This window comes from Erwinia sp. JH02, assembly GCF_013074405.1.
Classification (GTDB): Bacteria; Pseudomonadota; Gammaproteobacteria; order Enterobacterales; family Enterobacteriaceae; genus Erwinia; species Erwinia rhapontici.
On the sequence record NZ_JABANZ010000010.1, the window covers coordinates 56,784 to 78,640 of the forward strand.

The 21,857-nt window shown below is 53.7% G+C and carries 29 protein-coding genes; 9 read left to right on the plus strand and 20 right to left on the minus strand.

Features of this window, described 5'->3' with window-relative positions; all coding sequences use genetic code 11:
- Positions 1–89 precede the first annotated feature (89 nt).
- From HHI26_RS20495 to HHI26_RS20520, 6 genes are all read left to right on the plus strand, one after another.
- Positions 90–1,277, plus strand: a complete 1,188-nt coding sequence (locus HHI26_RS20495; RefSeq protein ID WP_171149585.1) for a phage tail sheath subtilisin-like domain-containing protein — start codon at positions 90–92, stop codon at positions 1,275–1,277.
- 11 nt (positions 1,278–1,288) lie between these two features.
- On the plus strand, positions 1,289–1,801 hold the full coding sequence (locus HHI26_RS20500) for a phage major tail tube protein (protein ID WP_167864827.1): 513 nt from the start codon (positions 1,289–1,291) through the stop codon (positions 1,799–1,801).
- Between the two features lie 61 nt (positions 1,802–1,862).
- Positions 1,863–2,162, plus strand: a complete 300-nt coding sequence (locus tag HHI26_RS20505; RefSeq protein ID WP_167864826.1) for a phage tail assembly protein — start codon at positions 1,863–1,865, stop codon at positions 2,160–2,162.
- A gap of 41 nt (positions 2,163–2,203) precedes the next feature.
- A complete protein-coding gene (locus HHI26_RS20510) occupies positions 2,204–2,311 on the plus strand; it encodes a GpE family phage tail protein (RefSeq protein ID WP_325169068.1) in 108 nt (35 codons plus the stop codon).
- Positions 2,308–5,514 carry a phage tail tape measure protein gene (locus HHI26_RS20515; RefSeq protein ID WP_171149586.1) on the plus strand — a complete coding sequence of 1,069 codons (3,207 nt, stop codon included), beginning with the start codon at positions 2,308–2,310 and terminating at the stop codon, positions 5,512–5,514. The genes HHI26_RS20510 and HHI26_RS20515 overlap by 4 nt, the downstream gene beginning before the upstream one ends.
- Positions 5,515–5,520: 6 nt before the next feature.
- Entirely contained in the window at positions 5,521–5,952 is a 432-nt protein-coding gene (locus tag HHI26_RS20520) for a phage tail protein (RefSeq protein ID WP_133846387.1), read from the plus strand.
- Between the two features lie 28 nt (positions 5,953–5,980).
- Here the strand turns inward: HHI26_RS20520 and HHI26_RS20525 are convergent, their stop codons facing one another.
- The 17 genes from HHI26_RS20525 to HHI26_RS20605 form a co-directional block, all read right to left on the minus strand.
- The gene (locus HHI26_RS20525) at positions 5,981–6,409 is read right to left on the minus strand and encodes a tail fiber assembly protein (RefSeq protein ID WP_171149587.1); all 429 of its coding nucleotides are present in this window, start codon (positions 6,407–6,409) and stop codon (positions 5,981–5,983) included.
- 1 nt (position 6,410) lies between these two features.
- Entirely contained in the window at positions 6,411–7,655 is a 1,245-nt protein-coding gene (locus tag HHI26_RS20530) for a phage tail protein (RefSeq protein ID WP_171149588.1), read from the minus strand.
- Entirely contained in the window at positions 7,652–8,257 is a 606-nt protein-coding gene (locus HHI26_RS20535; protein WP_171149589.1) for a phage tail protein I, read from the minus strand. Before HHI26_RS20535 ends, HHI26_RS20530 begins: the two co-directional genes overlap by 4 nt.
- Positions 8,250–9,161 carry a baseplate J/gp47 family protein gene (locus tag HHI26_RS20540; protein ID WP_171149590.1) on the minus strand — a complete coding sequence of 304 codons (912 nt, stop codon included), beginning with the start codon at positions 9,159–9,161 and terminating at the stop codon, positions 8,250–8,252. Before HHI26_RS20540 ends, HHI26_RS20535 begins: the two co-directional genes overlap by 8 nt.
- Positions 9,158–9,499: a GPW/gp25 family protein gene (locus HHI26_RS20545; RefSeq protein ID WP_346775699.1), complete on the minus strand. Its 342-nt coding sequence runs from the start codon at positions 9,497–9,499 to the stop codon at positions 9,158–9,160. The genes HHI26_RS20540 and HHI26_RS20545 overlap by 4 nt, the downstream gene beginning before the upstream one ends.
- Positions 9,496–10,050: a phage baseplate assembly protein V gene (locus HHI26_RS20550; protein ID WP_171149591.1), complete on the minus strand. Its 555-nt coding sequence runs from the start codon at positions 10,048–10,050 to the stop codon at positions 9,496–9,498. The genes HHI26_RS20545 and HHI26_RS20550 overlap by 4 nt, the downstream gene beginning before the upstream one ends.
- On the minus strand, positions 10,047–10,691 hold the full coding sequence (locus HHI26_RS20555; protein ID WP_171149592.1) for a phage virion morphogenesis protein: 645 nt from the start codon (positions 10,689–10,691) through the stop codon (positions 10,047–10,049). Before HHI26_RS20555 ends, HHI26_RS20550 begins: the two co-directional genes overlap by 4 nt.
- The gene (locus tag HHI26_RS20560; RefSeq protein WP_227535357.1) at positions 10,691–11,176 is read right to left on the minus strand and encodes a phage tail protein; all 486 of its coding nucleotides are present in this window, start codon (positions 11,174–11,176) and stop codon (positions 10,691–10,693) included. Before HHI26_RS20560 ends, HHI26_RS20555 begins: the two co-directional genes overlap by 1 nt.
- Complete coding sequence (locus HHI26_RS20565; RefSeq protein WP_171149593.1) at positions 11,163–11,321, minus strand: hypothetical protein; 159 nt, start codon at positions 11,319–11,321, stop codon at positions 11,163–11,165. The genes HHI26_RS20560 and HHI26_RS20565 overlap by 14 nt, the downstream gene beginning before the upstream one ends.
- Complete coding sequence (locus tag HHI26_RS20570) at positions 11,302–11,715, minus strand: hypothetical protein (protein WP_171149594.1); 414 nt, start codon at positions 11,713–11,715, stop codon at positions 11,302–11,304. Before HHI26_RS20570 ends, HHI26_RS20565 begins: the two co-directional genes overlap by 20 nt.
- Positions 11,715–12,260 (minus strand): lysozyme, encoded by a 546-nt coding sequence (locus HHI26_RS20575; protein WP_171149630.1) that lies wholly within the window; start codon positions 12,258–12,260, stop codon positions 11,715–11,717. The genes HHI26_RS20570 and HHI26_RS20575 overlap by 1 nt, the downstream gene beginning before the upstream one ends.
- Positions 12,260–12,550, minus strand: a complete 291-nt coding sequence (locus HHI26_RS20580; RefSeq protein WP_133846394.1) for an HP1 family phage holin — start codon at positions 12,548–12,550, stop codon at positions 12,260–12,262. Before HHI26_RS20580 ends, HHI26_RS20575 begins: the two co-directional genes overlap by 1 nt.
- A complete protein-coding gene (locus HHI26_RS20585) occupies positions 12,541–12,744 on the minus strand; it encodes a tail protein X (RefSeq protein WP_133846395.1) in 204 nt (67 codons plus the stop codon). The genes HHI26_RS20580 and HHI26_RS20585 overlap by 10 nt, the downstream gene beginning before the upstream one ends.
- A complete protein-coding gene (locus HHI26_RS20590; RefSeq protein ID WP_171149595.1) occupies positions 12,744–13,238 on the minus strand; it encodes a head completion/stabilization protein in 495 nt (164 codons plus the stop codon). Before HHI26_RS20590 ends, HHI26_RS20585 begins: the two co-directional genes overlap by 1 nt.
- Before the next feature lie 97 nt (positions 13,239–13,335).
- Positions 13,336–14,280, minus strand: coding sequence for a phage terminase small subunit (gene gpM, locus HHI26_RS20595; protein ID WP_171149596.1), 945 nt, complete (start codon positions 14,278–14,280; stop codon positions 13,336–13,338).
- Positions 14,281–14,326: 46 nt separating this feature from the next.
- On the minus strand, positions 14,327–15,370 hold the full coding sequence (locus HHI26_RS20600; protein WP_171149597.1) for a phage major capsid protein, P2 family: 1,044 nt from the start codon (positions 15,368–15,370) through the stop codon (positions 14,327–14,329).
- Between the two features lie 36 nt (positions 15,371–15,406).
- The gene (locus HHI26_RS20605) at positions 15,407–16,243 is read right to left on the minus strand and encodes a GPO family capsid scaffolding protein (protein ID WP_171149598.1); all 837 of its coding nucleotides are present in this window, start codon (positions 16,241–16,243) and stop codon (positions 15,407–15,409) included.
- 143 nt (positions 16,244–16,386) lie between these two features.
- Here HHI26_RS20605 and HHI26_RS20610 point away from each other — a divergent pair, with 143 nt between their 5' ends.
- Together HHI26_RS20610 and HHI26_RS20615 are read left to right on the plus strand one after the other, a co-directional pair.
- A complete protein-coding gene (locus HHI26_RS20610) occupies positions 16,387–18,102 on the plus strand; it encodes a terminase family protein (protein ID WP_171149599.1) in 1,716 nt (571 codons plus the stop codon).
- Between the two features lie 2 nt (positions 18,103–18,104).
- Positions 18,105–19,169, plus strand: a complete 1,065-nt coding sequence (locus HHI26_RS20615) for a phage portal protein (protein WP_171149600.1) — start codon at positions 18,105–18,107, stop codon at positions 19,167–19,169.
- Between the two features lie 338 nt (positions 19,170–19,507).
- Here HHI26_RS20615 and HHI26_RS20620 read toward each other — a convergent pair whose 3' ends face one another.
- A complete protein-coding gene (locus tag HHI26_RS20620) occupies positions 19,508–20,248 on the minus strand; it encodes a hypothetical protein (protein ID WP_171149601.1) in 741 nt (246 codons plus the stop codon).
- Between the two features lie 187 nt (positions 20,249–20,435).
- On the opposite strand from HHI26_RS20620, the gene HHI26_RS20625 reads away from it, so the two are divergent.
- Complete coding sequence (locus tag HHI26_RS20625) at positions 20,436–20,675, plus strand: DNA polymerase V (RefSeq protein ID WP_171149602.1); 240 nt, start codon at positions 20,436–20,438, stop codon at positions 20,673–20,675.
- Between the two features lie 33 nt (positions 20,676–20,708).
- On the opposite strand, the gene HHI26_RS20630 is transcribed toward HHI26_RS20625, so the two are convergent.
- Both HHI26_RS20630 and HHI26_RS20635 read right to left on the minus strand, forming a co-directional pair.
- Positions 20,709–21,020 (minus strand): hypothetical protein, encoded by a 312-nt coding sequence (locus tag HHI26_RS20630; protein WP_171149603.1) that lies wholly within the window; start codon positions 21,018–21,020, stop codon positions 20,709–20,711.
- A gap of 104 nt (positions 21,021–21,124) precedes the next feature.
- Positions 21,125–21,826 carry a DNA adenine methylase gene (locus tag HHI26_RS20635; protein ID WP_171149604.1) on the minus strand — a complete coding sequence of 234 codons (702 nt, stop codon included), beginning with the start codon at positions 21,824–21,826 and terminating at the stop codon, positions 21,125–21,127.
- Positions 21,827–21,857 lie beyond the last annotated feature (31 nt).

Here is a 21,857-nt window from a genome sequence, read left to right on the forward strand (position 1 = left end):
GTCAGCCGCCAGCGACAATCGCCACCGCGTGAAAAGGTTGCCCCGCTTCACGATGATGTATTGCACGCATCAACCAGAGGCAACAAAGCATGAGTGAAAATTACCACCACGGCGTCCAGGTCAAAGAAACTACCGACCTCAGCACAATGATCCGCGATATTGATACCGCCGTTATCGGCGTGGTCTGTACCGCTGACGATGCTGACGCCGTTACCTTCCCGCTAAACACGCCAGTATTACTGACGCGTGTCCGGGATTATCTCGGTAAAGCCGGGAAAAGCGGCACGCTCTACACCACCCTGAAAGCCATCTCTGACCAGGCCAGCCCGAAAACGGTTGTGATCCGCGTTGCGGATGCATCAAAGGTTATTCCGTCTGAAGGTGAAACTGCCCCTACGCAGGATCAGCTGGTTATTGGCGGCGTCGGTGCAGATGGTCGTTATACCGGCATGTTTGCACTACTGACCGCAGAACCGCGCACCGGTGAGCACCCCCGCGTGCTTGCAGTACCGGGACTCGATACAAAAGTCGTGGCGCTCCAGCTGGCTGTTATCGCTGAAAAGCTGCGGGCTTTCGCTTATGTCGGCGCGAACGGTTGTAAAACCATCGCAGAGGCAAAAACGTACCGCGAAGACTTCAGCGAACGTGAAATCATGGTGATTTACCCTGACTTCATCGCCTATAACAGCCTGACAGCTGCGAATGAAACCATTCCAGCTGCGGCCTACGCTATCGGCCTACGCGCAAAAATCGATGCAGAACAGGGCTGGCATAAGGTCCTGTCGAACGTGCCAGTATCAAACGTCCTGGGTATCTCCGCAGACGTTTACTGGACGCTCCAAGGTGACGATACCGACGCTGACGATCTCAACAGCAAAGGCATCACCACGCTGATTAAGCGTGACGGTTTCCGCTTCTGGGGTTCACGTACCTGTGACGCCGAAACCTACTTCTTCGAAAGCTATACCCGCACCGCGCAAATTCTTGCGGATACCATCGCAGAGGCGCATTTCCCTTACGTGGATAAGCCGCTCACGCCGTCGCTGATTAAGGACATCGTAGATGGCATCAACCGCAAAGGTGCATCGCTGGTCACGGCTAATCGCCTGCTGGGCTTCCAGTGCTGGTTTGACTACGCCGGAGATAACACCCCCGAAGCCCTGCGCGATGGTAAAGCCACCATTCGCTATAAATACACGCCCGTGCCGCCGCTGGAACACCTGGAGTTAATTCAGGAATTCACGGATGAGTACATCGCAACGTTTGCCCAGGCCTGAGGAAAAAAATCATGGGATTACCAAGCAAACTTTTTTCCTGGAATACCTTCGTTAACGGCGACAGCTTCCTCGGCATTGCTGAAGAGATCACCACGCCAAAGCTGTCCCGCAAGACCGAAGATTACCAGGGTGCCGGAATGCCAATGGGCGTGTCCATTCATCTCGGATTTGAAGCCGGGGCCGCTGATATGGAAATCACACTCGGGGGTCTGGATGCACGTCTGCTAAAAACTTACGGCGCAACGATTGACGGCGTGCAGCTGCGCTTTGCCGGTTCATACCTTGACGATACAACCGGCCTGTCCATTCCCTGCGAAATTCAGACGCGGGGACGTGTGCAGGAAATGGACTGGGGCAGCGCGAAACAGGGTGATAACACCTCGCATAAATACACGCTGAAAAACACCTACGTCAAAATCACCATCAATAACGAAGAAGCCTTTGAGCTGGATGCGCTCAACATGGTCTGGAAAGTCGATGGCGTAGACAAGCTGGAAGAACATCGCAAAAACATCGGCCTGTAATCAGCCAGCAAACAACCCCGCCGGGGGCAATACCGCGCCCGGCACTTAAGAGATTTTTATCATGGCAAAATCTATTCCACTGTTCGCTCCTATTACTCGCGGCACAGGCACTATCAAAGAGGTCACGATCACTGACGCTATGAAGCAGACCGGCTCACTGCGAGGCCTGAAGCTGTATGACGTCATGACCAGCGATGTTGACTCCCTGATCAAACTGCTGCCACGTGTCACCAGCCCGGCACTGACTGAAGTGGAAATCTCCGCGCTTCACCCGTCTGATTTTGCGCAGTTCGCGGCGGGTATCGCTGATTTTTTGGCACCGCAATCGGAACCGAACGAGACAGCAACGCCAGAAGCGTAATCCGCTGTCCGACGGTTGATACTGACGAACTAATCGCAGATATCGCCGTAATTTTCCACTGGCAGCCGTCAACCTACGACACGATGCCAGTGGGAGAATTTCTTACCTGGCATAAGCGTGCGTTGGCACGAAATGGACAGGAAGAATGACAGATCGCAATCTCAGCATCAGGGTAGCATTCAGCGCTATCAACAACCTCTCCCGTCCAGTGAGCGCGGCGCAAAAAAGCGCCGCCTCTCTGGCGTCACAGATTAAAGCCACTCAGACCAGCCTGAAGGGGATGGAGCGCAACGCAGCCAGTTTTGACCGGCTGTCGAAAGCATCGGAAACCACTGCACGTCAGCTGGCTGAAGCCCGCAAGAAATCAGAAGAACTCCGCGCATCATTCGGCCCGGCTAAACAGCGTACCGACGCACAGACAGCGGCACTCAAAAGCCAGTCTGACGCAGTGCGCCAGCTATCCCGCGCCCACAATGAGGAAAAAGCCAAACTTAGCAGCCTCCGTTCATCACTGATGCAACACGGTGTTTTGCTAAAGGGAGGCAGCACAGCAACAGATCAGATCACGCGCCGAACGCAGGCCTATAACCGACAGCTATCCGAACAGCAGCGCAGATTAGTTGCCGTCACTCGGGCGCAGCAGCAGTATCAGCACGCGAAGGAAACGCGTGAAAAACTCGAGGGCGGCGGGGTGCGCATGATGGCAACCGGTGCAGCCATCGCCGCACCGGTAGTGGGCCTGATTACGAGTTATGCCAGCTTTGAAAACTCAATGAAGGGTGTGGCAAAACAGGTTAACGGGATGCGCGATGATAACGGCAATCGTACCGCGCAATTTTATGAGATGCAGAAGGCCATTAAAGAGGCCAGCGAACGCCTGCCGATGGAGAATGGCGCGAAAGACTATGCCGCCCTGATTGAAGGTGGCGCACGTATGGGCGCGGCCAATGGTGACGATCCGTGGGAAAAGCAGAAAGCCGATTTACTGGCGTTTGCCAATACCGCCGCGATGGCATCCACCGCTTTTGAACTCCCGGCCAGCGAGCTATCGGAAAGCCTGGGGAAAATTGCAGGCCTGTACAGCATACCCACTCAGGAAATTGAGAAGCTTGGTGACGTCCTGAACTACCTGGACGACAACGCCAAATCGAAAGGCTCGGACATTATCGACGTCCTGCAACGCATCGGGGGCGATGCCGACAAGCTCGACTACCGTAAAGCCGCCGCGCTGGCATCCACCTTTCTGACGCTGGGCGCAGCGCCGGAAATTGCCGCCAGCTCAACACATGCGATGGTTCGCGAACTGTCTATCGCTACGCAGCAGAGCGATAACTTTATGCAGGGGCTGGACGCTATTGGCCTGAGCGCTGAGAAGATTCAAAAGCGTATGCCCGTTGATGCGATGGGCACGATCCTTACCGTGCTGGAACAGGTCAAGAAATTACCCGCGTCCGATCAGTCCTCGGTTTTAACGCAGATTTTCGGCAAGGAGTTTGGCGGCTCGGCGCAGAAGCTGGCAAACAACCTGCCTGAATTGTACCGCCAGTTGAAACTGGTGAACGGGGAAGCCGCTAAAGGCTCAATGAAACGCGAGTCAGATATTAACCTGGACTCCGTAGACGCGAAGTGGATGACCACTAAAGCCGCGATGCAAAACTCATTCAGCAGCCTGGGTGAAACCCTTCGCGGCCCGGCGATGGAAGTCATGGGCTATGCAACGAAGATGATCCAGCGCTTCCGTGCATGGGCTGAAGCAAATCCGGCACTGGTTGCCACGCTGCTGAAAGTAGCCGTAGCCGTGGGCGTTGCCCTTGCCGTGCTTGGTTCACTGGCGCTGGCCGTTGCCAGCATCCTGCTACCGATGGCTGCCGTGCGTCTCAGCCTGTCGATGCTGACCGGTGGGCGGGGCTTCGGCGGCCTGCTCCCTTCTGTGGGCGGCATGGCGTCAAAACTGAAGAACCTCGGCCCGCTACTCAGTAGCACCGGGCGCAGCGTCAAAGACTGGTTACCTATCTTCCGCTCCGCTGGCTCAGCGGCCAGCAACCTCGGCAGCAGCATCCTTGCAACTGGCCGTAATGGCATCGGTATGGTTTCCCGCATGGGAAGCGCAACCGGCTCAGCACTTACCACCTTGTTTACGTCACCGCGTACCGCCCTGGCAGCGCTCGGCAACGGCCTGCGATCATTAGCAACAGGTGGTTTTGGCACGCTCCTCAGCGTAGGGCGCACCGTTCTGACGGTGCTGGGCGGCGGCCTGTCCGTGTTGCTCAGCCCGATTGGCCTACTTGTTGCAGCGCTGGCCGGTGCGGCACTGATGATCTGGCGTTACTGGGAACCCATTAAATCTTTCTTCAGCGGATTCTGGTCAGGCCTTATCAGCGCTATCGCCCCCGTTAAACAGGCGTTTGCTCCGCTGGCGCCTATTTTCGACGGCATCGGCAACGCGATCAGTCGGGTGTGGAACTGGTTTAAGCAATTGTTTGAGCCTGTAAACGCCTCCGCTGAGACGCTACGTGAATGTACTGAAGCTGGCCGGGCATTCGGTGAAATCGTTGGAAAAGCAATCTCCGGCGTTGTCAGCGTTATTCTGAAAGTGGCTGAGGGCATCGGCTGGCTGCTGAAAAAACTGGGTGCGATTCCTGAAGCGGCTAACGCGGCGAAAGAAGTGGCCGGTACGATGGATGCCGTAGCACCTCAGGCGAAAAAACCCGTCGTTTACGTGTGGGACAGCAAACAGAAAAAAATGATCGCGCAGGAGTGGAAACCTTCAGCTCCGGCAATCAAAGCCGCTGGCGACAATGCACCTAAACCCGCAGCTCCAAAACCAACGACGCCTCCGCCTGTGGTTGCCCCTGTACCCACTGCCGAATTAAGCGGCCCGAATCTGTCCAAAAAAGACAGAAAAGGTAAGAAAGAAAATGCCGGGTCGGTCCCGGGCGAAATGCCACAGCCCGCAGCGATTGAAAAGCTGGGCGAGATTGTCTTCAAAAAGCACCCGCCGGTGATGCCTGTGATCGGCTCGTATGCAGAACCCCGGATAGCAGCTGCACACAGTCAGGCGCAGTCACTCACCAGCCGACTCGGCAACGCTGTTTCTGGTTTTGCCAGCAATGTGACGGGATGGCCAGCACGGTCAAACCTGCCCGGCGTTCCTGTTCCGGTAACGGCTTCAGCACGGTCAAATCCGACCGCGCCCGTAGCCACGCCCGACACGTTTAATTTGACGATTAATTTCTACGGCTCTGAACGGCAGGACGCTAAAGAGATAGTCGCTACTGTGAAGGATGAATTTAGAAAACTGCTGCGGGAACAAGAATCCCGCAAACGCTCACAACTCAAAGACAGGGAGTAACACCCGATGATGATGGCTTACGGTATGTTCATTTTTATGCTTGATACCATCCCCTATCAGTCATTCCAGCAGGAAACCGCCTGGCGTCATGTGAAGAATGACCGGATAGGGAAGTCTGCAAAATGGCAGTACATCGGTACAGGCGAAGACAACATTACCCTGACCGGCACGCTGTACCCGGAAGTGACCGGGGGCGATATGTCGCTGGAGGCACTGCGAACGATGGCTTACGGTGGCAAGCCCTGGCCGCTTATTGAAGGCACCGGTTTTATCTACGGCATGTTTGTTATTGCCGGGATTACGACAAACAAAACGGAATTTATGAGTGACGGGAAAGCACAGAAGATTGAGTTTACCCTCAGTCTGAAAAAAGTCAGTGAGGATATCCGAGAGAAGCTGGCGGGAATTACACTCGACGATATTTTGTCACTTGTATAAAACAAAGGGAGCCAACCGGCTCCCTTTGTTATTCTGGTATTTTCGGCCATGTTATTTCTGGTGCAACAGACAGTTCCAGACGGTTCAGAGCAATACGATACTGCCTCCATTTCTTCAGCAATACGATCTCTTCTTCAGTCTCTTCCCCCAAGTCAACGGCATCCGCTAAAGGGGCAATCGCATAATCTGCATTAGCCCTGAGTTCGTCGCGCTTTGCTTTCGCTTCAGCAATTAAATCATCCTGGGTACGTGCAGGAGGTGGAATAAGAATTGGATTCCCGCCTGTATCAGCAGAAATTGTGTAGCCTAGCCCGCTGGCTGACAGCAACTCTTCCCTTTTTTCTAATGTTATTTCCACTAAGTCCTGCGGCCAGGTCCCTACAGCCTCAGAATCTGACTTGTTCGATTCATTATAAAAACCAAGCGTTTTTGGGCTGAAATAAATTTTACTCGTCATATTAGTAACCTATTGCAAGATAATATCCGGTGCGCGAAGAGTTATCAGCGTTGCCTTTGTTTAAAACACCGGAGACGTTAGTTAAAGTTGTCGGGGAAAATCCGATCTGATCAGTCGCAGCGCCAGCTGGCACCGGAATTATCATTACACAAGTATTAACGAATGCCTCTTTGAACGTGACCGTTGTCGTTGCTGTACTTGACGCGCCGAGGCTAAATTGACCGTACTGAAATTTCATACCACGGGGCAGAGACTGCGCACCGATCGTCGGACTCATACTGCTGGAAAATGAATTCATATCCGGGACCTGATTCGCCCCTGATCCAATACTTCTTTTTGCAGCATCTCCCAGACCGAGGTTAATCAGAAACTGAGCAACGTCGTTAATATCAGCGCCGTTTTTTGTGATATCCATTTTCCCGGCCAGCGCATTCAGCACCGTCGTTGAGAAATGCGCATCACCACCAAGTGCGTCAGCAAGCTCTTTCAGCGTGTCCAGCGCCCCCGGCGCACCTGCGACCATTGCCGCAATTGCCGCCTGCACAAACGCGGTGTTCGCCAGCTGCTGCGAGTTATTACCCGCCTGGGCCGTTGGTGCCGTTGGGGTGCCGCTCAGTGAGGGGCTTACCGTCGTTGCATAGTCAGCTGTCACGCTTTTAACAAATGCCGTTGTCGCTAACTGCGTGCTGTTGTCAGCCTTCGCCGCAGTCGGTGCCGTTGGCTTTCCGGTAAACGCCGGGCTTGCCTTCTGCGCATCAACATAAACTTTGATAGCAGCAGCGGAATCATCAACAAATTTACGCGTAGCAAGCACAACAGACGGGTCAATCTTCAGCGTCACAGCATCAGTGCTGTTTACGATCAGGATCATACGCACGGTCTGCGTGCGCCCGCTTCCCTCCTGAAGCAGCGGCTTATACGTCTCAGCGCAGTTCGCTACGGCAATCAGCACACCATCAGCATCAAACAGGCCAATCTCACGAATCCACCAACCGCCCTCGTCTTCAGGGATCACCTGCTCAGCAATAATCTGACTGCTGTTCGCAGCGTCGACACTGAGTGAGTTAAGCGGGGCGCGTCGCTTTTCACCAATTAGTGCGGTCTGACTGGCGTTCGGCGATGGCAGCACGCCACCACCGTCACCCAGCGCCATATGGGTAATCTGTAATTTCGTACCCAGCGCGGCGGCGTTTGCCAGCTTCCCCGCGCCCAGGGTGGTCAGAATTGCATAGTATTTTGTTGTCATGCGTTTACTCTCACGCTGTCAATAATGTGAACCGCGCTGGCGCCATAGGTGCCGCCGGTGACGGTAATAACTTCGCTGATGTAGGGATAAACGGTCAGCTCATCCCCGGAATAACAGGCCGCCGCAACCGGCACACTGCCGCTGGACTGCAAATTAATCGACATACCCACCAGATGACGGCTTACAGGTTTTGCATCACTGATCAGCCGCTCAAGCTCCTGATAGGTTTCTTCACTGATACCCTGGTCCTGTACGCCGATATCCAGTCGAAACGTGCCGGGGGTTTCATCGTTCTTCCACCATTCAGTTATGCGCAGCAGAAAACCGAACGGCTCAACAACACGGCGGATTGCGGTTGTGGTTCCCTTGTGCTGATGGATATAAAAAGCATCCTTCACCACCTTGCGCTTAACGCTTTCCGTCCAGCTTTCATCCCAGCGATCAACAGACCAGGACCATGCAAGATAGGGCAGCAGACGCACAGGGCAGGTATCAGGGTTAAGCAGATCCCGCAGCGGTACGCTGAGGTTTGCCATATCACTACAGGCCGCTGCGAGTCTGCGCTCAAGGTCGGTTGCAGACGGCGGCAACATGCTATTCATCGGTCCCACCATTGGTCACCACCGCGCCGGTGCAGTAAGCCGCCTGAGTGTTGTCGAGCACCACATTAGAACCCGGTGATACCAGCTCTACACGCTGCACCCCTTCCACATGCAGGGCGGCATAAATGGCGGACAGGTTGATATCACGTCCAATACGTGACTGCCGCAACGCGTAGGCATTGAGGTTAGCGCGGGCTGCGGCGAGAACTGGCTCAGCTTCCGGGCCGGGCAACAGAAAAATCTTTGCCTCAATTGCATAGCTGATGATTTCTGCCGATTTGACGCTTACCCGATCAGCAACCGGGCGCACGCTCTCATCATTTAGCGCTGACGAGACAACGCCGATCAGATCCGCAGCTGCTGTGCCATCGCCTTCACGGCTGAGGACAGTCACCACCACTTCAGCCGGTGACGGGCTGATAGCACGCGCATCAGCAACACGCCCGTCAGCACTTTTGGCGTGATACTCATATGCGGCTGTCGGCCCGGCCACAGATAAGCCTTCGAATGCCGCTGGAATGCGGCTACGTAAATCCTCATCGCTCTCCATTACAGCAGCAACCGGCGGGATAGCCGTGGCATCCGCAGCGGTGACGGTCAGGCGTGAAACGTTGTTATGTGCTGCCAGCTGTTCAAGGTCTGCCCCACCCGAATAAGCAACCATCACCGCAAGTGCCGCTTCGTTAATCCTCTGGCGGAGAAGCATTTCCCGGTAGGCACTTTCCTGGAGGTGCTTAAGCATCGGTTCAGACTCAAGTTCCAGCGTCTGCGCTATTGCGGTCTGTTCATCAGCCGGGTACAGCGCGATCAGCGCCGCCTTGCGTGCGGCAAGAATCACCTCAAAATCCAGCGTCTCAACGATTTCCGGCGCTGGCAGCTGCGAAAGGTCAATAACTCCACTCATAGCGTGATATCCGTTGTGATGGCACTCAGCGAATCGCTGCGCTGTGCTGTGATTTTCATAGTCCGGCTGCCCTGCCCGGCACTCTCAAAAGTGACGTTTGTCGGCGTGATACGCGGCTCCCACTTCCACAGCGCGATAACAGCAGCAGAGATCAGCCTCAGCCGCGTCACGTCGTTATCAGGCTGGTCAATCAGAGAGAAGATTGCAGAGCCATAATCACGACGCATCAGACGGCTGCCGGACGGCGTAAGCAAGATGTCTGCAATCGACTGCTTAAGATGGTCATCACCTTCAACCGTTGCGCCGTTCGCACTGTTCATACCTTTCCATTCACTCACTGCGGGCCTCCGGATTTACCGGGTCCCGATTGAACACCGCTGTGAACGTGGGTGTGAACCACAACGCCGTTAGACGACATAATCCCGCCACCATGGATAACCTCACCGTTAATCACCGTCTCACCAACATTCATGATGAGTCGTGACAGGTTAAGGGTCAGCGTACCGCTGGCATCGACCAGAGCATTTTGAATACCGGTGACACTCCTCATCCCGCTGGCCGGGTCATAACTTACTTTTGCCCCGTCCGGGTAGCGTGTGACATGTGAGGTCTGGCTTGTATCCGGCGGCAGCGCATCAGCACCGTAAAGACTGAAGGCGATGAAGGCATTTTCGAGATCCCCCCCAGGGGACAGGATTACAACCTGTTCCCCTACCGCTGGCGCCCACCACGTCTGTGCATCACCGGCACGTTGCGCACCCCAACGAATCCAGTCAGTTTTATTGCCTCCGGCCTGTACCCTTGCCACGTACTGCACATAGTCCACCTGGATCACCGTTCCAACACGGATCAGGTTTTGCAGCAGTCGTGCCGATTCAGCTTGTGTCATTGCCCCGCTCCTTCAATCACGCCCATGATCGCATCAGTGATACTGTCGACTTCAGCAGGGGTCAGCCCAAGTAACGGACGCGCCGGGTATTTCGCGCTGGAGCGGTGCGCCACTTTATCCGTCAGCCCGTACTGATGGACGGCGGCAATCCGGCCCGCCCGGCCCTGGAATCCCACAACCGCCGCATCCGGGTATGCCGTCGCCTTCAGGAAGCGGGAACCCCGCAGCCGTCTAAACATCGGGTCTTTCTTCTCTTTCACGTCCGTTTTGCGTGACAGGTCAATGCTGAGATAACGCTCAATATCAGCCCGGATGAAAGAGCGAATACCGCCCTTATCATCATCAAAGCCGGTGATCATGCGATCACCGTATCGCCCTTTGCTGCTGCGCCAGTTCCGCAACCGGCGCACCTGCCCGTTATGCAGAAAACTGATACCGCCCTGGGTGCGTAGCTTCTTTTTCTTGCGGGCCGGGTAAGCTGTGCCGTCCGGGCTTTTCTGCTGGCCGATGCGCTTTTGCTGGCTGCGGCGGATATCTGTTGCCACCCTGCGGGCCATGCTGCGGCGCGTGGTGGGTTTCGTGACGCCCAACACCTGCCCGATAATGGCGTCCAGTTCGTGAAACATCAGCTCACGGGTCATTACTCACCATCCCGCAGGGTCTGCGGCGTGCCGTGCTGATCAACGGCAAGCAGGGTTTTCCAGTCACCGATCATGTCATCGGTTCGCTTAGGCTCTGTGCGATGCACCGTTGCTAATTTCCCGTTTTCATCTCGGGTGACGATCACGTTTTCAGCGGCGTTGATAACAAAAAGAATATCGGCGGTGCCGTTATTCAGGATTTCCGCATCAAAGCTGATGCCGTTCTCACGGCGGGCCGGGTTAAACAACAGCTCAGACTGATACTCCAGCGCCCACTGCAACAACGGGATGGCGAGGTCATCCAGATCGCCAGGGTAGTCCATTGCCAGCACGTTCAGCTCATATTTGTAAGCGAACGATGGTGACGGAGTACCAGACGCCAGAATATTGCCCTTCGTGACATACACTTCCAGGCGATCAGGCTCCTGCTTAAAAAAGGGGTTGTGCGCAACGATGGCAGCACGAAGCAATTCACTTTTCAGCATGTTCAGCCTCCTCCCGCTGCCGCTCAATTTTCAGCGCAGCGGCCTTGTCTTTATTAGCGCTGTCGAGCGCATCGAGTAACGCGTCTGTCCACTCCAGTGCCTCGCCGTACAACATCCGGGAACCACTAAGGTGCGGATATGGCACTGGCGTTGCCTGAAGCAGCTCCCCCGGAATGGGCAGACACTGCGCGGGGACGTATACCGTCCGCACGATCGAGCAACCTGCGTTCAACAGCAGAAGGCAAAGGCTCAAAAGCACAGCGATCACCCTGTAAATCCGCCCGTAATGCCGCCCGGCGCAACTCCCCTTTTTGCCGATCGCGTTCTTTTTCATTTGCCCGTTCCGCCGTTATCACGCTAAAAATTTTCATCGTTAACTGGACGTTGCCGATCACCGCATTCGCACTGTCCAGCTGACCAGCGACCTGCTTTACTTCCGCCCTGGCCAACTGCGCTGACTGCCTGAAATACACACCGAAGAAGATGGCCAGCACGGTCAGAACTGCCGCCACGGCACAGAAGATCCGGGAAATAATCATCACTCCTCCGGTGTCAGACACATCAGCCGCTCAGCTTCACGACGTTTAACCAGCCCCGGTAGCTTTCGGCCTGCGGCATTCACGAAGTCAGTCAGCCGGTTGCACATCTCCGGCCAGCGCTTTTCCTGCGCATAGCGCCACAGGGTTGTGCGCTGCTTTACGCCCAGTCGGTCGGTAAACCACATCAGATTGAGGCAGCCCATGTTGAACGCCGCCGACGTCATCGCGTCAAACTGCCCCTGAGTCAGCAGACGACCGTTAAAATTCCGGTCAATGCAGCGCTCTGCACGCTTGATATCCTCAACCCACATCGCGGCGATTTCGTTATCGCTGTACACATGGCCGGCGCGGATGCCAGTTGTTGAACCAATCCCGGCGGTCAGCTTGTCAGCCGGGCAAACATAGGGATCGCGGCGGCAAGATTCGGCATCGCCGATAAGCTCCAGCCCCTGCGGGCTGGTCCGAACGACCCCGGCATACTCCACACCGACAAGCCCGATAATCACCGTGACAGCGCACATCAGCGCTTTCTTTCGAATACCCATCACGCACGCCCTCTTTTTTCCGTCCGGGCCATTTCCTGAAACGCCCCAACGACTTCATTCATGTTGTGACTGCCCGCCTTATCGGCCAGCCGGTTCATGATTGCCGTCCGCTTTTCCTCTTCCAGTTCAACGCGCTGCTTATGTCGCTTGTTCAGCCGGTATGTCAGTATTCCCAGCACGATGCCGATCAGCGTTGCCCATTGCGTTAGAGAGAAAAGCCCCAAGGTAGTCAGAAAGGCTGACGGCAGGTAAGCGAGAAACGAAACCACCCTGTCCATATTCAGTCCCATAGCTGCACCATCTCTGCCTGTGCCGCCGGAGCAATATCCGGCAACGTAATTTCCTGCCCTGCCGTCATAAACGGGCTTTTCTCACACAGACCGGGATTAGCGGCTAACACAGCCTCCGTCACCGCCCGCGTGCTGCCGTAGTGCCGCTGACACACAAGGTCGAGGGTGTCGCCCTGCAACGCTTTCACAATCATCAGACCAGCTCCGCCAGCCCGCGGCTGATGCCAAGAATGTCCCGGACCGCAAAGTTAGAATCCCGCCACAGCGTGTCTATCTGCGAAGTGAGCGCCGCCGCGTGTTTTTCCCCCTGCCCGGTGGTGTCAACATCGCGATAACCCTCAGTCAGCAGCGCTTTCGCTGCGCAGTACACAGCCCGGCGATAACGGAATACCAGCTCTTTCGTGTCATTAATTTCATCAGATGGCACGGCATCAAGTGACGCATAGCCTTCAGCCTGCTGCCCTATCCGCCACTCAGCCAGCTGACGGTTAATATTCAGTACAGACTCAGTGGTCGAATGCTTCAGCCGGTCAGTGGTAACCAGCCCGTTAAGACGCATATCACGACGAACATCCACCAGACGGATTTCAGGCCAGAAAGGGCCACTTGTTACGCTGGCTCCGCCGTCATTGATATCCGGTGCATCCCCCTCAAGGGGGTTTATTGCTTTGCTGGCTACCAGACTCATTCTTTCACTCTCAAAAGGTCAGGCGGTGGACGGCGTGAAGAGATACAGCAATGCTGAAAACTTCCGCCGTGCCGCCTGGTGCGCGGGGGCACATTCTTTACTTAGCAGCCGCTGCCTTCTTTCCTGCGGCTGCCGTCTTATTCTTCGCTGCGGCTGGCTTTTTAACCCCCGCCGGGCGACCACGTTTTACCGCTGGCTTTACCTCCGGTTCCGGTGCCGTTTCGGTGCTCACTTCAGGAACCGCGATCACATCAATGACCGGCACAAGAGTATTCGCAGTCTGATCACCATCGATTACGGTCACCGCAGTCACTGCTGACGTTGGAATTTCAGTTTTCTGGCCTGAATCGCCATCGCTTCCCGCGCCAGCGGCCTCAATCAGCGCGGTCTTTTTCAGAAGGCGCTCCAGTTGCTCAATGTCACGCTTCACGCCAATGTCACTGAATTCACCGATGGCTTTTTGCAAATATTCCAGCGCTTCTGGCTGGGTTTCTGGGACGGTGCGCAGCGTGTACCCGATGGCTTTCCACAGCTTGGCGCGCACCTGCTCAGGGACGTCCTGGCCGGTTGTCAGACCGTCCAGCGCCTTCAGCAAATCAACGCTGACAGTGGCGACATTTGACTGTGCTTTGAAAGCAGCAAGCACCGGATCGCAGATTTCATCAATCAGCGTCACCGCTGCGGTACGCTGGAACAGGTCAGGCATCGCCAGCTGATGGCGGATCACGTACTCCCCGATGCGTAGCGCTTCCGCGATATTCCCGGCATCGATATGCCAGAGCATCACACGCGTCAGCACTTCATCAGCCTGGCCGCTGTCAGCCGCCAACGTGCCATCAATCCAGCCCTGATAATCGGGCAACAGCTTTTGCTTTTCTTCTGCCTTAGTTTCCTTACGCTGAATGCCTTTGAGGCGATTCATATCGATGCGCAGGCGATGCAAAATCTGCTCATACGCCGTCATATCAGCGAACGTTGTCACTCCGTTGCCACGGTTTTGCGCCATGACATTTTGAAAATGTCTTTTTGCCGGTGTCAGCATGATTCCCCCTGTCAGCCGGGACGATGGCCCCGGCATGGTCTGTGATTTATTCGCCTGCTGCTTCTGCGAAGGTGATCCCTTCAATCAGGCAGCCGAAACCATAATCTTCAACGACATAGGCATCGTTTGAGGATTCATATGTAGTCACACGGTTGTATTCAGGCTCGTCTTTCAACATGCGGCGGTGCTTATCGTCCTGGAAGTACAAGGACAGGTTTTTGAAGGACGTCACCAGCATGGTGCCTTCAGGGAAATACGGGGCAATGTAGGTATTCAGGCTGGCAATTTTATTGCTTGAAACCAGTAACTGCCCCGCCAGTGCTTCGCTGTTAGGGTTGTTCTGGCTGAGGCTGTTAAGAATCGCATGCTCCCGGCTGCTGATAATCTCACGACCACAGATCACAACCAGGTCAGTGGACTGCTTATACCATTCATCAAGCAGGTTATTTACCGCATCCTTAACCAGTGAGTCGGCATTACCATAATCACCTTTCGCAATGATTTTGTTATCTTCATCGCGGCTGGTCAGGGTGATGTTCTTCATCACTCGCTGAGGTGCATTCGTACGGAATTGCTGAAGCCAGCCGATATTCACATCCTGCAAAAGAGGGTTAACGGCCAGATCAGACTTTTCAGCGTGAGAAGTACCGTTAAAACCAATCATGATGCGATCCAGTGCGCGGCGAAGGATGATCTGGTTAGATACACGCTGCTGGAAGTCCGGGAATTTCGACCACTGATCAAGCTGCTTATAGCTGATGTAGGTATCAAAATTCGTCTGCTCGCAGCGGTACTTATTGCTGTCCAGAGAATGCGCCGGGCGCGGCTCACGGCGTACGGTAGTACCGCTATTAGTGCTCGCCACAGGTGCGGAAACACCCAGCCCGATTTTCTCCCCCTCCTGCTCATCAACGCCGTAAACGTTGATTTTTTGCATAAACTCACTCGACTGCTGAGTTTTGTTTTCCAGCGTCTGCGCGACTGATGGCGCAATGCTGAAATGGGTGCCAACGTGCGCAACCGGAATGTTGTTTAGCTTTGCCTGTTGAGTGGTGTACTTGTCCCACTCAATACGGGTAGTCGTTTTCATGTCTTACTTTCCTTAAAACGGTTGGGGGTTAACTTCTCAGCAGTCAGCAAGCAGCGATGAATCACCATTCCCGCCCTGCGACGGCGGGCGCTGGTTGTAGCTGTTGTCCTGTGATGCCAGGGTGGCTTTCAGCTCAACCAGTTCTTTCCGAAGGTCATCCACCTCTTTTGGGATGGCGGATAGCGCGACCTGGCTCTGACTTAACGCCTGCACCCTGTCCAGGGTTTCAGCCTGTGACTCAGCGATCAGGGTTACCGCATCGCGGATTTCGCCCGTTTCTTCTGAGAATTTACGCAGACCACCGGCAAGTTTTTCTTTGATGCGGGTGAAGAAGGCTTTACCCGCTTCCGTTTGCTGCTGCTCGGCGTCAAAATCCAACGATGCCTCGTACCCTTCAGAGAAGAAGCACGCAGGATCAGACTTACGGGAAAGCATCGGATGTACCCACGCACCAGCGCTGAACTTCAGCATTTCAGTACCCAGGCTTGCCGGGCTGTCAGTGAGTGCGATACCCATCAGATAGGCTTCTCCGGTGTCGGAGAAAGAAGGATGAAACTCTGCGCTGGTATACACTTTCTGGCGGGACTGATTCAGAGCAATCAGCTCAGGCGTGGGATCAATCTCTGCGTATAACGCTAACTTCCCTTTGAGCGCGCCTTCGGTAATCTCCTCTGCCGTCACAGACATAACATCGCCATAACAACGAAATGCAGAATCAGGCATCAGGCTTTTGAAATGCTCCAGATTGACGCGAGCACCATATTTTTCTGGATTGTAATTTTTAGCTGCCTGCTCGATATGCAGGCGCTCCACATTGCGACCGTCAGTGGTTGCGCCTTCTACGGCTACGCGCACTTTTTTTGTCTTTGCCATTCTCAACTCCGGGAAAGGGTTTTATCTGCTGTGGCCCCTATCTTCTTTCCCGCAGCCAAACCGCGCCACACATGGGAATTGTCAGCGGTCAGCGACAATCTCGGCTGATATTCCAGCCTTCGCGGGCGCGATAGCCTGTACCCATGAAAACAGTCACCGATCCCCGCGACGAGGCCAAAAGCCTTTACTGGCAGGCCTACAGCATCCCCCAAATCGCTCAGCGACTGGGGCTGAGTGCTAATACCATTTATTCCTGGCGTCGCCGTGACGCATGGGACGCAACCACGCCGATACAACGGGCGCTGGAGCGTACCGACGTGCGTTATCTGCGACTGATGGCAAAAGAAGACCTGAGCGCTCACGATTTCAAAACGCTGGACGTGCTTGGCCGCCAGCTGGCGCGGCTGGCGCGTGACGAACGCAAAGAGAAGGATCAGGAGAAAAAAGAGAAGACACCCAAAAACCATTTCAGCGCGGAACAGATCGCAGAGCTTCGCGCCCTGGTGCTGGATTCCCTTTTTGAACATCAGAAGCGTTGGTACAAACAGCGAAACCGGCGTAACCGTTTCATCCTGAAATCTCGTCAGATTGGGGCCAGCTGGTACTTTGCACGTGAGGCACTACTGAGGGCGCTGGAGACAGGAACCAACCAGATATTCCTTTCGGCTTCACGCGCACAGGCTTTCCAGTTCAAGAAATTTATTATTTTCCTGGCACGCAGCATCGGAATTGAGTTGAAAGGTGGTGACGAAATAATCCTGTCGAACGGGGCAACGCTGTACTTCCTCGGTACGTCAGCAGCAACTGCGCAGTCCTATACCGGCGACCTCTATTTTGATGAGGCGTTTTGGGTAGCCAACTTCCTCAACCTGCGAAAAGTCGCCGCCGGGATGGCGACGCATGTTGGTCTACGACGCACCTATTTTTCCACTCCGTCGAGCGAGGAACATGAAGCCTATGAATTTTGGACGGGGAACCTGTTCAACAAGGGAAGGGGCAAAAAAGAACGGGCTGAGCTGGATCTCAGTCACAAGGCACTGAAAGACGGCCAGCTGTGTGCAGACAATATCTGGCGGCAGATTGTCACGGTTCAGGACGTTATCGATCAGGGCTTCCCGCTAATCGACCTGGAGGAAATCCAGAACGAGAACAGTCCGGACGAGTTCGACAACCTGTACCGCTGCATCTTTGTTAAGCAGGGAGAACGGGCATTCAATTACAACGAGCTGATTAACTGCGGCGTGGACGGTTACAGCGGTATTTGGCCCGACTGGAATCCCTACGCGCCCCGCCCCCTTGGTAACCGTAAGGTCTGGATTGGTTATGATCCCAACGGCAGCAGCGGTAAAGGCGACAGCGGCGGCCTTGTCGTGCTTGCCCCGCCACTGGTTCCAGGCGGTAAATTCCGCGTAATTGAGCGTCACCAGCTGCGCGGCATGGAATTTGAAGAACAGGCAGCGTTTATCAAACGGCTGACAACAATTTATGACGTACAGCATATCGATATCGACGGGAACAGTATCGGGGCAGCAGTTTATGAACTGGTGGTGAAATTCTTCCCGGCGGCTCAGATGCACATCTACACCCCAGCCGTTAAGCGACAGTTGGTTCTCAAGGCGCAAATGGTCATCCGCGCTGGGCGATTTGAATATGACGCGGGAATGATGGATGTCGTCAGCAGCTTCATGACTATCAGAAAACTTATTACCCCGAAGGGCGGCACCATCACCTACGCATCTGATCGCAAGCGCGGCAGCAACCACGGTGATCTGGCCTGGGCAACTATGCACGCATTACAAAATGAACCGCTGGGCAATGATGCCGGCAGCGGTAGTGACAGCTTCGTTGAGGAATTCTAAGAATGAGCCGCAGCACTAAAAAAAACAGAACGTTCAGCAACGCAACGACGCCTGAAGCCCTGCCAGCTGGCGATTCAATTCAGCAGCCGATTGATGAAATCCAGTCATTCAGTTTCGGTGAACCGACGTCAATCATGGATCAGCGTGACTTACAGGACTGCATGGAGTGCGCCAAAAATGGGCGCTGGTACGAACCCCCGATCAGCACATATGGTCTGGCGAGGATGGTTGAAGGCGCGGTACACCATCAGTCACCGCTGATATTCAAACGTAATGTCATTATGTCCTGCTTTAAACCGCACCCGCTGCTTTCCCGGCAGGATGCGAGCGCCTTCATCATGGACTATCTGGTGTTTGGCAATGCGTATCTGGAACTGAGGAAAAACCGACTGGGCCAGCCGTTAAAGCTAAAGCACAGCCTGGCGAAATATACACGGCGCGGGGAAGACCTCAATCAGTACTGGTTTGTCACCTACTACGAAGAGGATTATGCCTTTCCGCCGGGTAACGTTTACCACCTGCGCAGCCCCAGCATTCACCAGGAGATTTACGGAACCCCTGAATATATGTCGGCAATGCAATCCATTCTGTTGAACGGTGAAGCCACGTTATTTCGCCGCAACTATTACATCAACGGCAGTCACGCCGGGGTTATCGTGTACCTCACCGATCCCGTCGCCAACAGCGCTGACGTTGAGAAACTGAAGAAATCGCTGAAGGATGCCAGGGGCGGTGGCGCGTTTAAAAACCTATTCGTTTACGCGGCGGGCGGAAAGAAAGACGGCTTGCAAATCCTGCCATTCAGCCAGATCGCAGCGAAGGATGAATTCACCGGCATCAAAGACGCGACCCGCGATGACATGCTGGCAATCCACCGCGTCCCGCCACAGCTTATGGGTGTCATGCCTAACAATACGGGCGGCCTCGGTGATATTGAGAAAGCAGCGAAGGTGTTCGCTATTAACGAACTCTATCCAGTGATGGAAGTGCTGAAAGATCTGAATGATTGGCTGGGTGTGGATGTGTTCGACTTCAAACCCTACGCGCTGGCAGAGACCAGCAAATAAATCACGGCCAGCCAGCTGGCACGGTCACATTCACCCGCTTCACTCCTCTCGAATCTAAGCCCCTCAGCGCCACGCTGCGGGGCTTTGCCGTTTCTCACACAATGACACGGCCTCACCCCTGAAAAACACGATACGGCCCGATTTTCGGGCAATTCTCGCATTCTGAATAATACCCCTTCCATACCCCCTTTGCGCGCGACTGCTCCCCCGCCTCGCCCGCGCATAAAAATGGTGCCTTTTTTTGCACTTATGCAGCCTGGCCAATCCCGCGCCAGTGCTGGGGCTGGCTGGCAGTCGGAACCATAAAAAAACTGTGCAAAACGGTGCGATTTATTGCATCACTCATTTTCTGGAGGAAGTTTAGTGCTGCCCTCAAGACCTTCTGTGTTGAGCTGCAAATAATCGGGAACGTTTCCTTCATTTCCATAATTAACATGCCAAAGGGCAATAAAGTCACTTCGGGATTCTATTGACTCGTACAATTTACTATTTTTAGGAACAAACTCTTGAAAATTTCCAGCAATCTTTTCAATGCCTTTCAACATAGAAATGGTCTCTAAGACTTCACTTTTTAACTCCTCGAACTTTGAAGCGTTTTCTTTATGATGCAAATGAAGCTTACGTGCATCTTCACGCATATTTTTTATGTTGGTTTCAACCTTTACTATGAGTCTTTGAACCCTTACTTGCCTTAGTTCTTCGAAATCATCCGCAATTTTTTGCGCATATGCGCTCTTTGCATTCTCTCGCGCTATTGTCTGATCAGCCTTAACCTTATCTTTCACCATCTTGGTGTTTACGGATAATCCCAGTTTCGCCGCTACACGATGGACTGATGCCAAAACAACATGAAAAAATGGTGTTAGTAGCACTGCTAAAACCCCTGATGCCAGAGGAGCCCAAAGACCCAATATCCAATTAAAGTATTGTTCTATAACAGCAATCCTGACCTCAACTGGATGCTTGCTCATAAACAAAAGAGCTAGCCACTTCCAATTAAATAGAACTAAAGATACTGAAATATATCCATAAATCGGACCACTCAAACGATCCGCAATCCCCTTGATAATATCCTTCACTTTCAATACCTCATGCCACTATTGATATCGCAGAGATATAACAGCAAAGCCCATATTTTTTAAGACAATTCTCACCACAAACAACCCAATGACAACAAATTTACTTGTTATACATATAGTTACTGATAATTGATTTATATGGAAAGTTGCAATACTGTATATATATACAGCTAAAGGTAGGTGAGTTATGGCGCGAAATTACGAAATAAAATCAGCATTTTTGAACAGCATCAAAAGAGACGCCACCAAGGGCCAAGTAGTCAACACGTCAGATTTCGTGAAGGAACTGGAAAAAGTTAACCACCACTTCACGCGGCGCGAAGCCAACGAATGGATAGATTATTACCAGCCATCATGGAGGGAGTACGCAGAAGAAGGTTATGAATTAAAGAGATTTTTCTTAATGAACATGGGATATACCCGATAAGAAGACGCCAGCACAATCGCTGGCGCTAATTCGTCAACTTTGCAAACGCGGAAGGTGATCGCGATGGAACCAGCCATTATCGCAGCCCGTCAGCTTACCCATATCAGCTAAACGCCCCTCAACCCTGATAAGCACCGTTTCCGGTGCATCAGAGCTATCCGCAGCTGATACGATTTTCACTGTGATCACATCCCTTACAACACCCTGATATGTGCAGCTGATACGCAGGCTGTCACCGCCTACAGGCTTCGAATATCCGTTATAACTGAGGTACATCTCTTTGATCAGCCCCATCTTAATGCGGCCAAAAGTATCAGGGGGATAATTGGTATCGTAAACTTTCATCGGGTCCGCTCCAGGCGGGTTGAACTCGATTTCTGTATATCTGCGAAGCGTGGACAGGTCAAGATAACAACAGGCGAGGCGGCAAAGCACCGCCACTTTCGGAATTATCTGTTTAAATCGACCTCCGACAAGGCAGCCAATACAGCAAGCCTTTCCCCCGGTGCCAACAGTCTGAACTTCTCACGCCAGCGTGCAGCTTTGCGCTTGATGCGCCTCCGGTCTTCATAGTCATCACCCGCGAAAGCGGAAGAAAATAACGGCACAACTGCGGGATCATAGTTCATCCATAGCTTTTCAGTTCGAACACCACCGCGTGTCATCACCTGAAACTCCGTGGTATGCCAATCTGGTAACATTTCATCGTAAAGCGCGGAAGGATATCCCGATAGCATGACATTCGCTGGCACGCGCCGCAGGCATTGCAGCAGCTGCACATGGTCAGCCCGCGTATATTCGTTACGGTACTTTGCGTTACTGGTGCGCGTCTCCGCAAGATATGGCGGATCTGCATAAATCAGCACCTTCCCCAACTCCCCATAAGCCAGTTGATTTAATTCCGTAACCGCATCTGACGCGGAAATCATCAGATCATCAGCCAGGCCATCAAGAAAATCAGGATTGCCCTGGCAAAAAGCCTCTATCGTATTGACGTCAATATCAAAACCAATGTTAAGCGCTGCGGGCGGCTTTCTCAGCATAATGGCACCACCACCTAAATGAGTCTCAACGTAGGTATCGTGCACCGGCATCAGTGATATTATTTTCTGATAAGCGCCGCTGGCCGCCTTGCTCCCTAAATAACCCATTATTCACCTCCTAAAAATAACTGCAGTACGG

Excerpts from the sequence above, each read along its gene's own strand:
- HHI26_RS20495 (WP_171149585.1), top strand. The coding sequence starts at position 90 with ATGAGTGAAAATTACCACCACGGCGTCCAGGTCAAAGAAACTACCGAC.
- HHI26_RS20500 (WP_167864827.1), top strand. The coding sequence starts at position 1,289 with ATGGGATTACCAAGCAAACTTTTTTCCTGGAATACCTTCGTTAACGGC.
- HHI26_RS20505 (WP_167864826.1), top strand. The coding sequence starts at position 1,863 with ATGGCAAAATCTATTCCACTGTTCGCTCCTATTACTCGCGGCACAGGC.
- HHI26_RS20515 (WP_171149586.1), top strand. The coding sequence starts at position 2,308 with ATGACAGATCGCAATCTCAGCATCAGGGTAGCATTCAGCGCTATCAAC.
- HHI26_RS20520 (WP_133846387.1), top strand. The coding sequence starts at position 5,521 with ATGATGATGGCTTACGGTATGTTCATTTTTATGCTTGATACCATCCCC.
- HHI26_RS20525 (WP_171149587.1), bottom strand. The coding sequence starts at position 6,409 with ATGACGAGTAAAATTTATTTCAGCCCAAAAACGCTTGGTTTTTATAAT.
- HHI26_RS20530 (WP_171149588.1), bottom strand. The coding sequence starts at position 7,655 with ATGACAACAAAATACTATGCAATTCTGACCACCCTGGGCGCGGGGAAG.
- HHI26_RS20535 (WP_171149589.1), bottom strand. The coding sequence starts at position 8,257 with ATGAATAGCATGTTGCCGCCGTCTGCAACCGACCTTGAGCGCAGACTC.
- HHI26_RS20540 (WP_171149590.1), bottom strand. The coding sequence starts at position 9,161 with ATGAGTGGAGTTATTGACCTTTCGCAGCTGCCAGCGCCGGAAATCGTT.
- HHI26_RS20550 (WP_171149591.1), bottom strand. The coding sequence starts at position 10,050 with ATGACACAAGCTGAATCGGCACGACTGCTGCAAAACCTGATCCGTGTT.
- HHI26_RS20555 (WP_171149592.1), bottom strand. The coding sequence starts at position 10,691 with ATGACCCGTGAGCTGATGTTTCACGAACTGGACGCCATTATCGGGCAG.
- HHI26_RS20560 (WP_227535357.1), bottom strand. The coding sequence starts at position 11,176 with ATGCTGAAAAGTGAATTGCTTCGTGCTGCCATCGTTGCGCACAACCCC.
- HHI26_RS20570 (WP_171149594.1), bottom strand. The coding sequence starts at position 11,715 with ATGATTATTTCCCGGATCTTCTGTGCCGTGGCGGCAGTTCTGACCGTG.
- HHI26_RS20575 (WP_171149630.1), bottom strand. The coding sequence starts at position 12,260 with ATGGGTATTCGAAAGAAAGCGCTGATGTGCGCTGTCACGGTGATTATC.
- HHI26_RS20580 (WP_133846394.1), bottom strand. The coding sequence starts at position 12,550 with ATGGGACTGAATATGGACAGGGTGGTTTCGTTTCTCGCTTACCTGCCG.
- HHI26_RS20585 (WP_133846395.1), bottom strand. The coding sequence starts at position 12,744 with ATGATTGTGAAAGCGTTGCAGGGCGACACCCTCGACCTTGTGTGTCAG.
- HHI26_RS20590 (WP_171149595.1), bottom strand. The coding sequence starts at position 13,238 with ATGAGTCTGGTAGCCAGCAAAGCAATAAACCCCCTTGAGGGGGATGCA.
- gpM (WP_171149596.1), bottom strand. The coding sequence starts at position 14,280 with ATGCTGACACCGGCAAAAAGACATTTTCAAAATGTCATGGCGCAAAAC.
- HHI26_RS20600 (WP_171149597.1), bottom strand. The coding sequence starts at position 15,370 with ATGAAAACGACTACCCGTATTGAGTGGGACAAGTACACCACTCAACAG.
- HHI26_RS20605 (WP_171149598.1), bottom strand. The coding sequence starts at position 16,243 with ATGGCAAAGACAAAAAAAGTGCGCGTAGCCGTAGAAGGCGCAACCACT.
- HHI26_RS20610 (WP_171149599.1), top strand. The coding sequence starts at position 16,387 with ATGAAAACAGTCACCGATCCCCGCGACGAGGCCAAAAGCCTTTACTGG.
- HHI26_RS20615 (WP_171149600.1), top strand. The coding sequence starts at position 18,105 with ATGAGCCGCAGCACTAAAAAAAACAGAACGTTCAGCAACGCAACGACG.
- HHI26_RS20625 (WP_171149602.1), top strand. The coding sequence starts at position 20,436 with ATGGCGCGAAATTACGAAATAAAATCAGCATTTTTGAACAGCATCAAA.
- HHI26_RS20630 (WP_171149603.1), bottom strand. The coding sequence starts at position 21,020 with ATGAAAGTTTACGATACCAATTATCCCCCTGATACTTTTGGCCGCATT.
- HHI26_RS20635 (WP_171149604.1), bottom strand. The coding sequence starts at position 21,826 with ATGGGTTATTTAGGGAGCAAGGCGGCCAGCGGCGCTTATCAGAAAATA.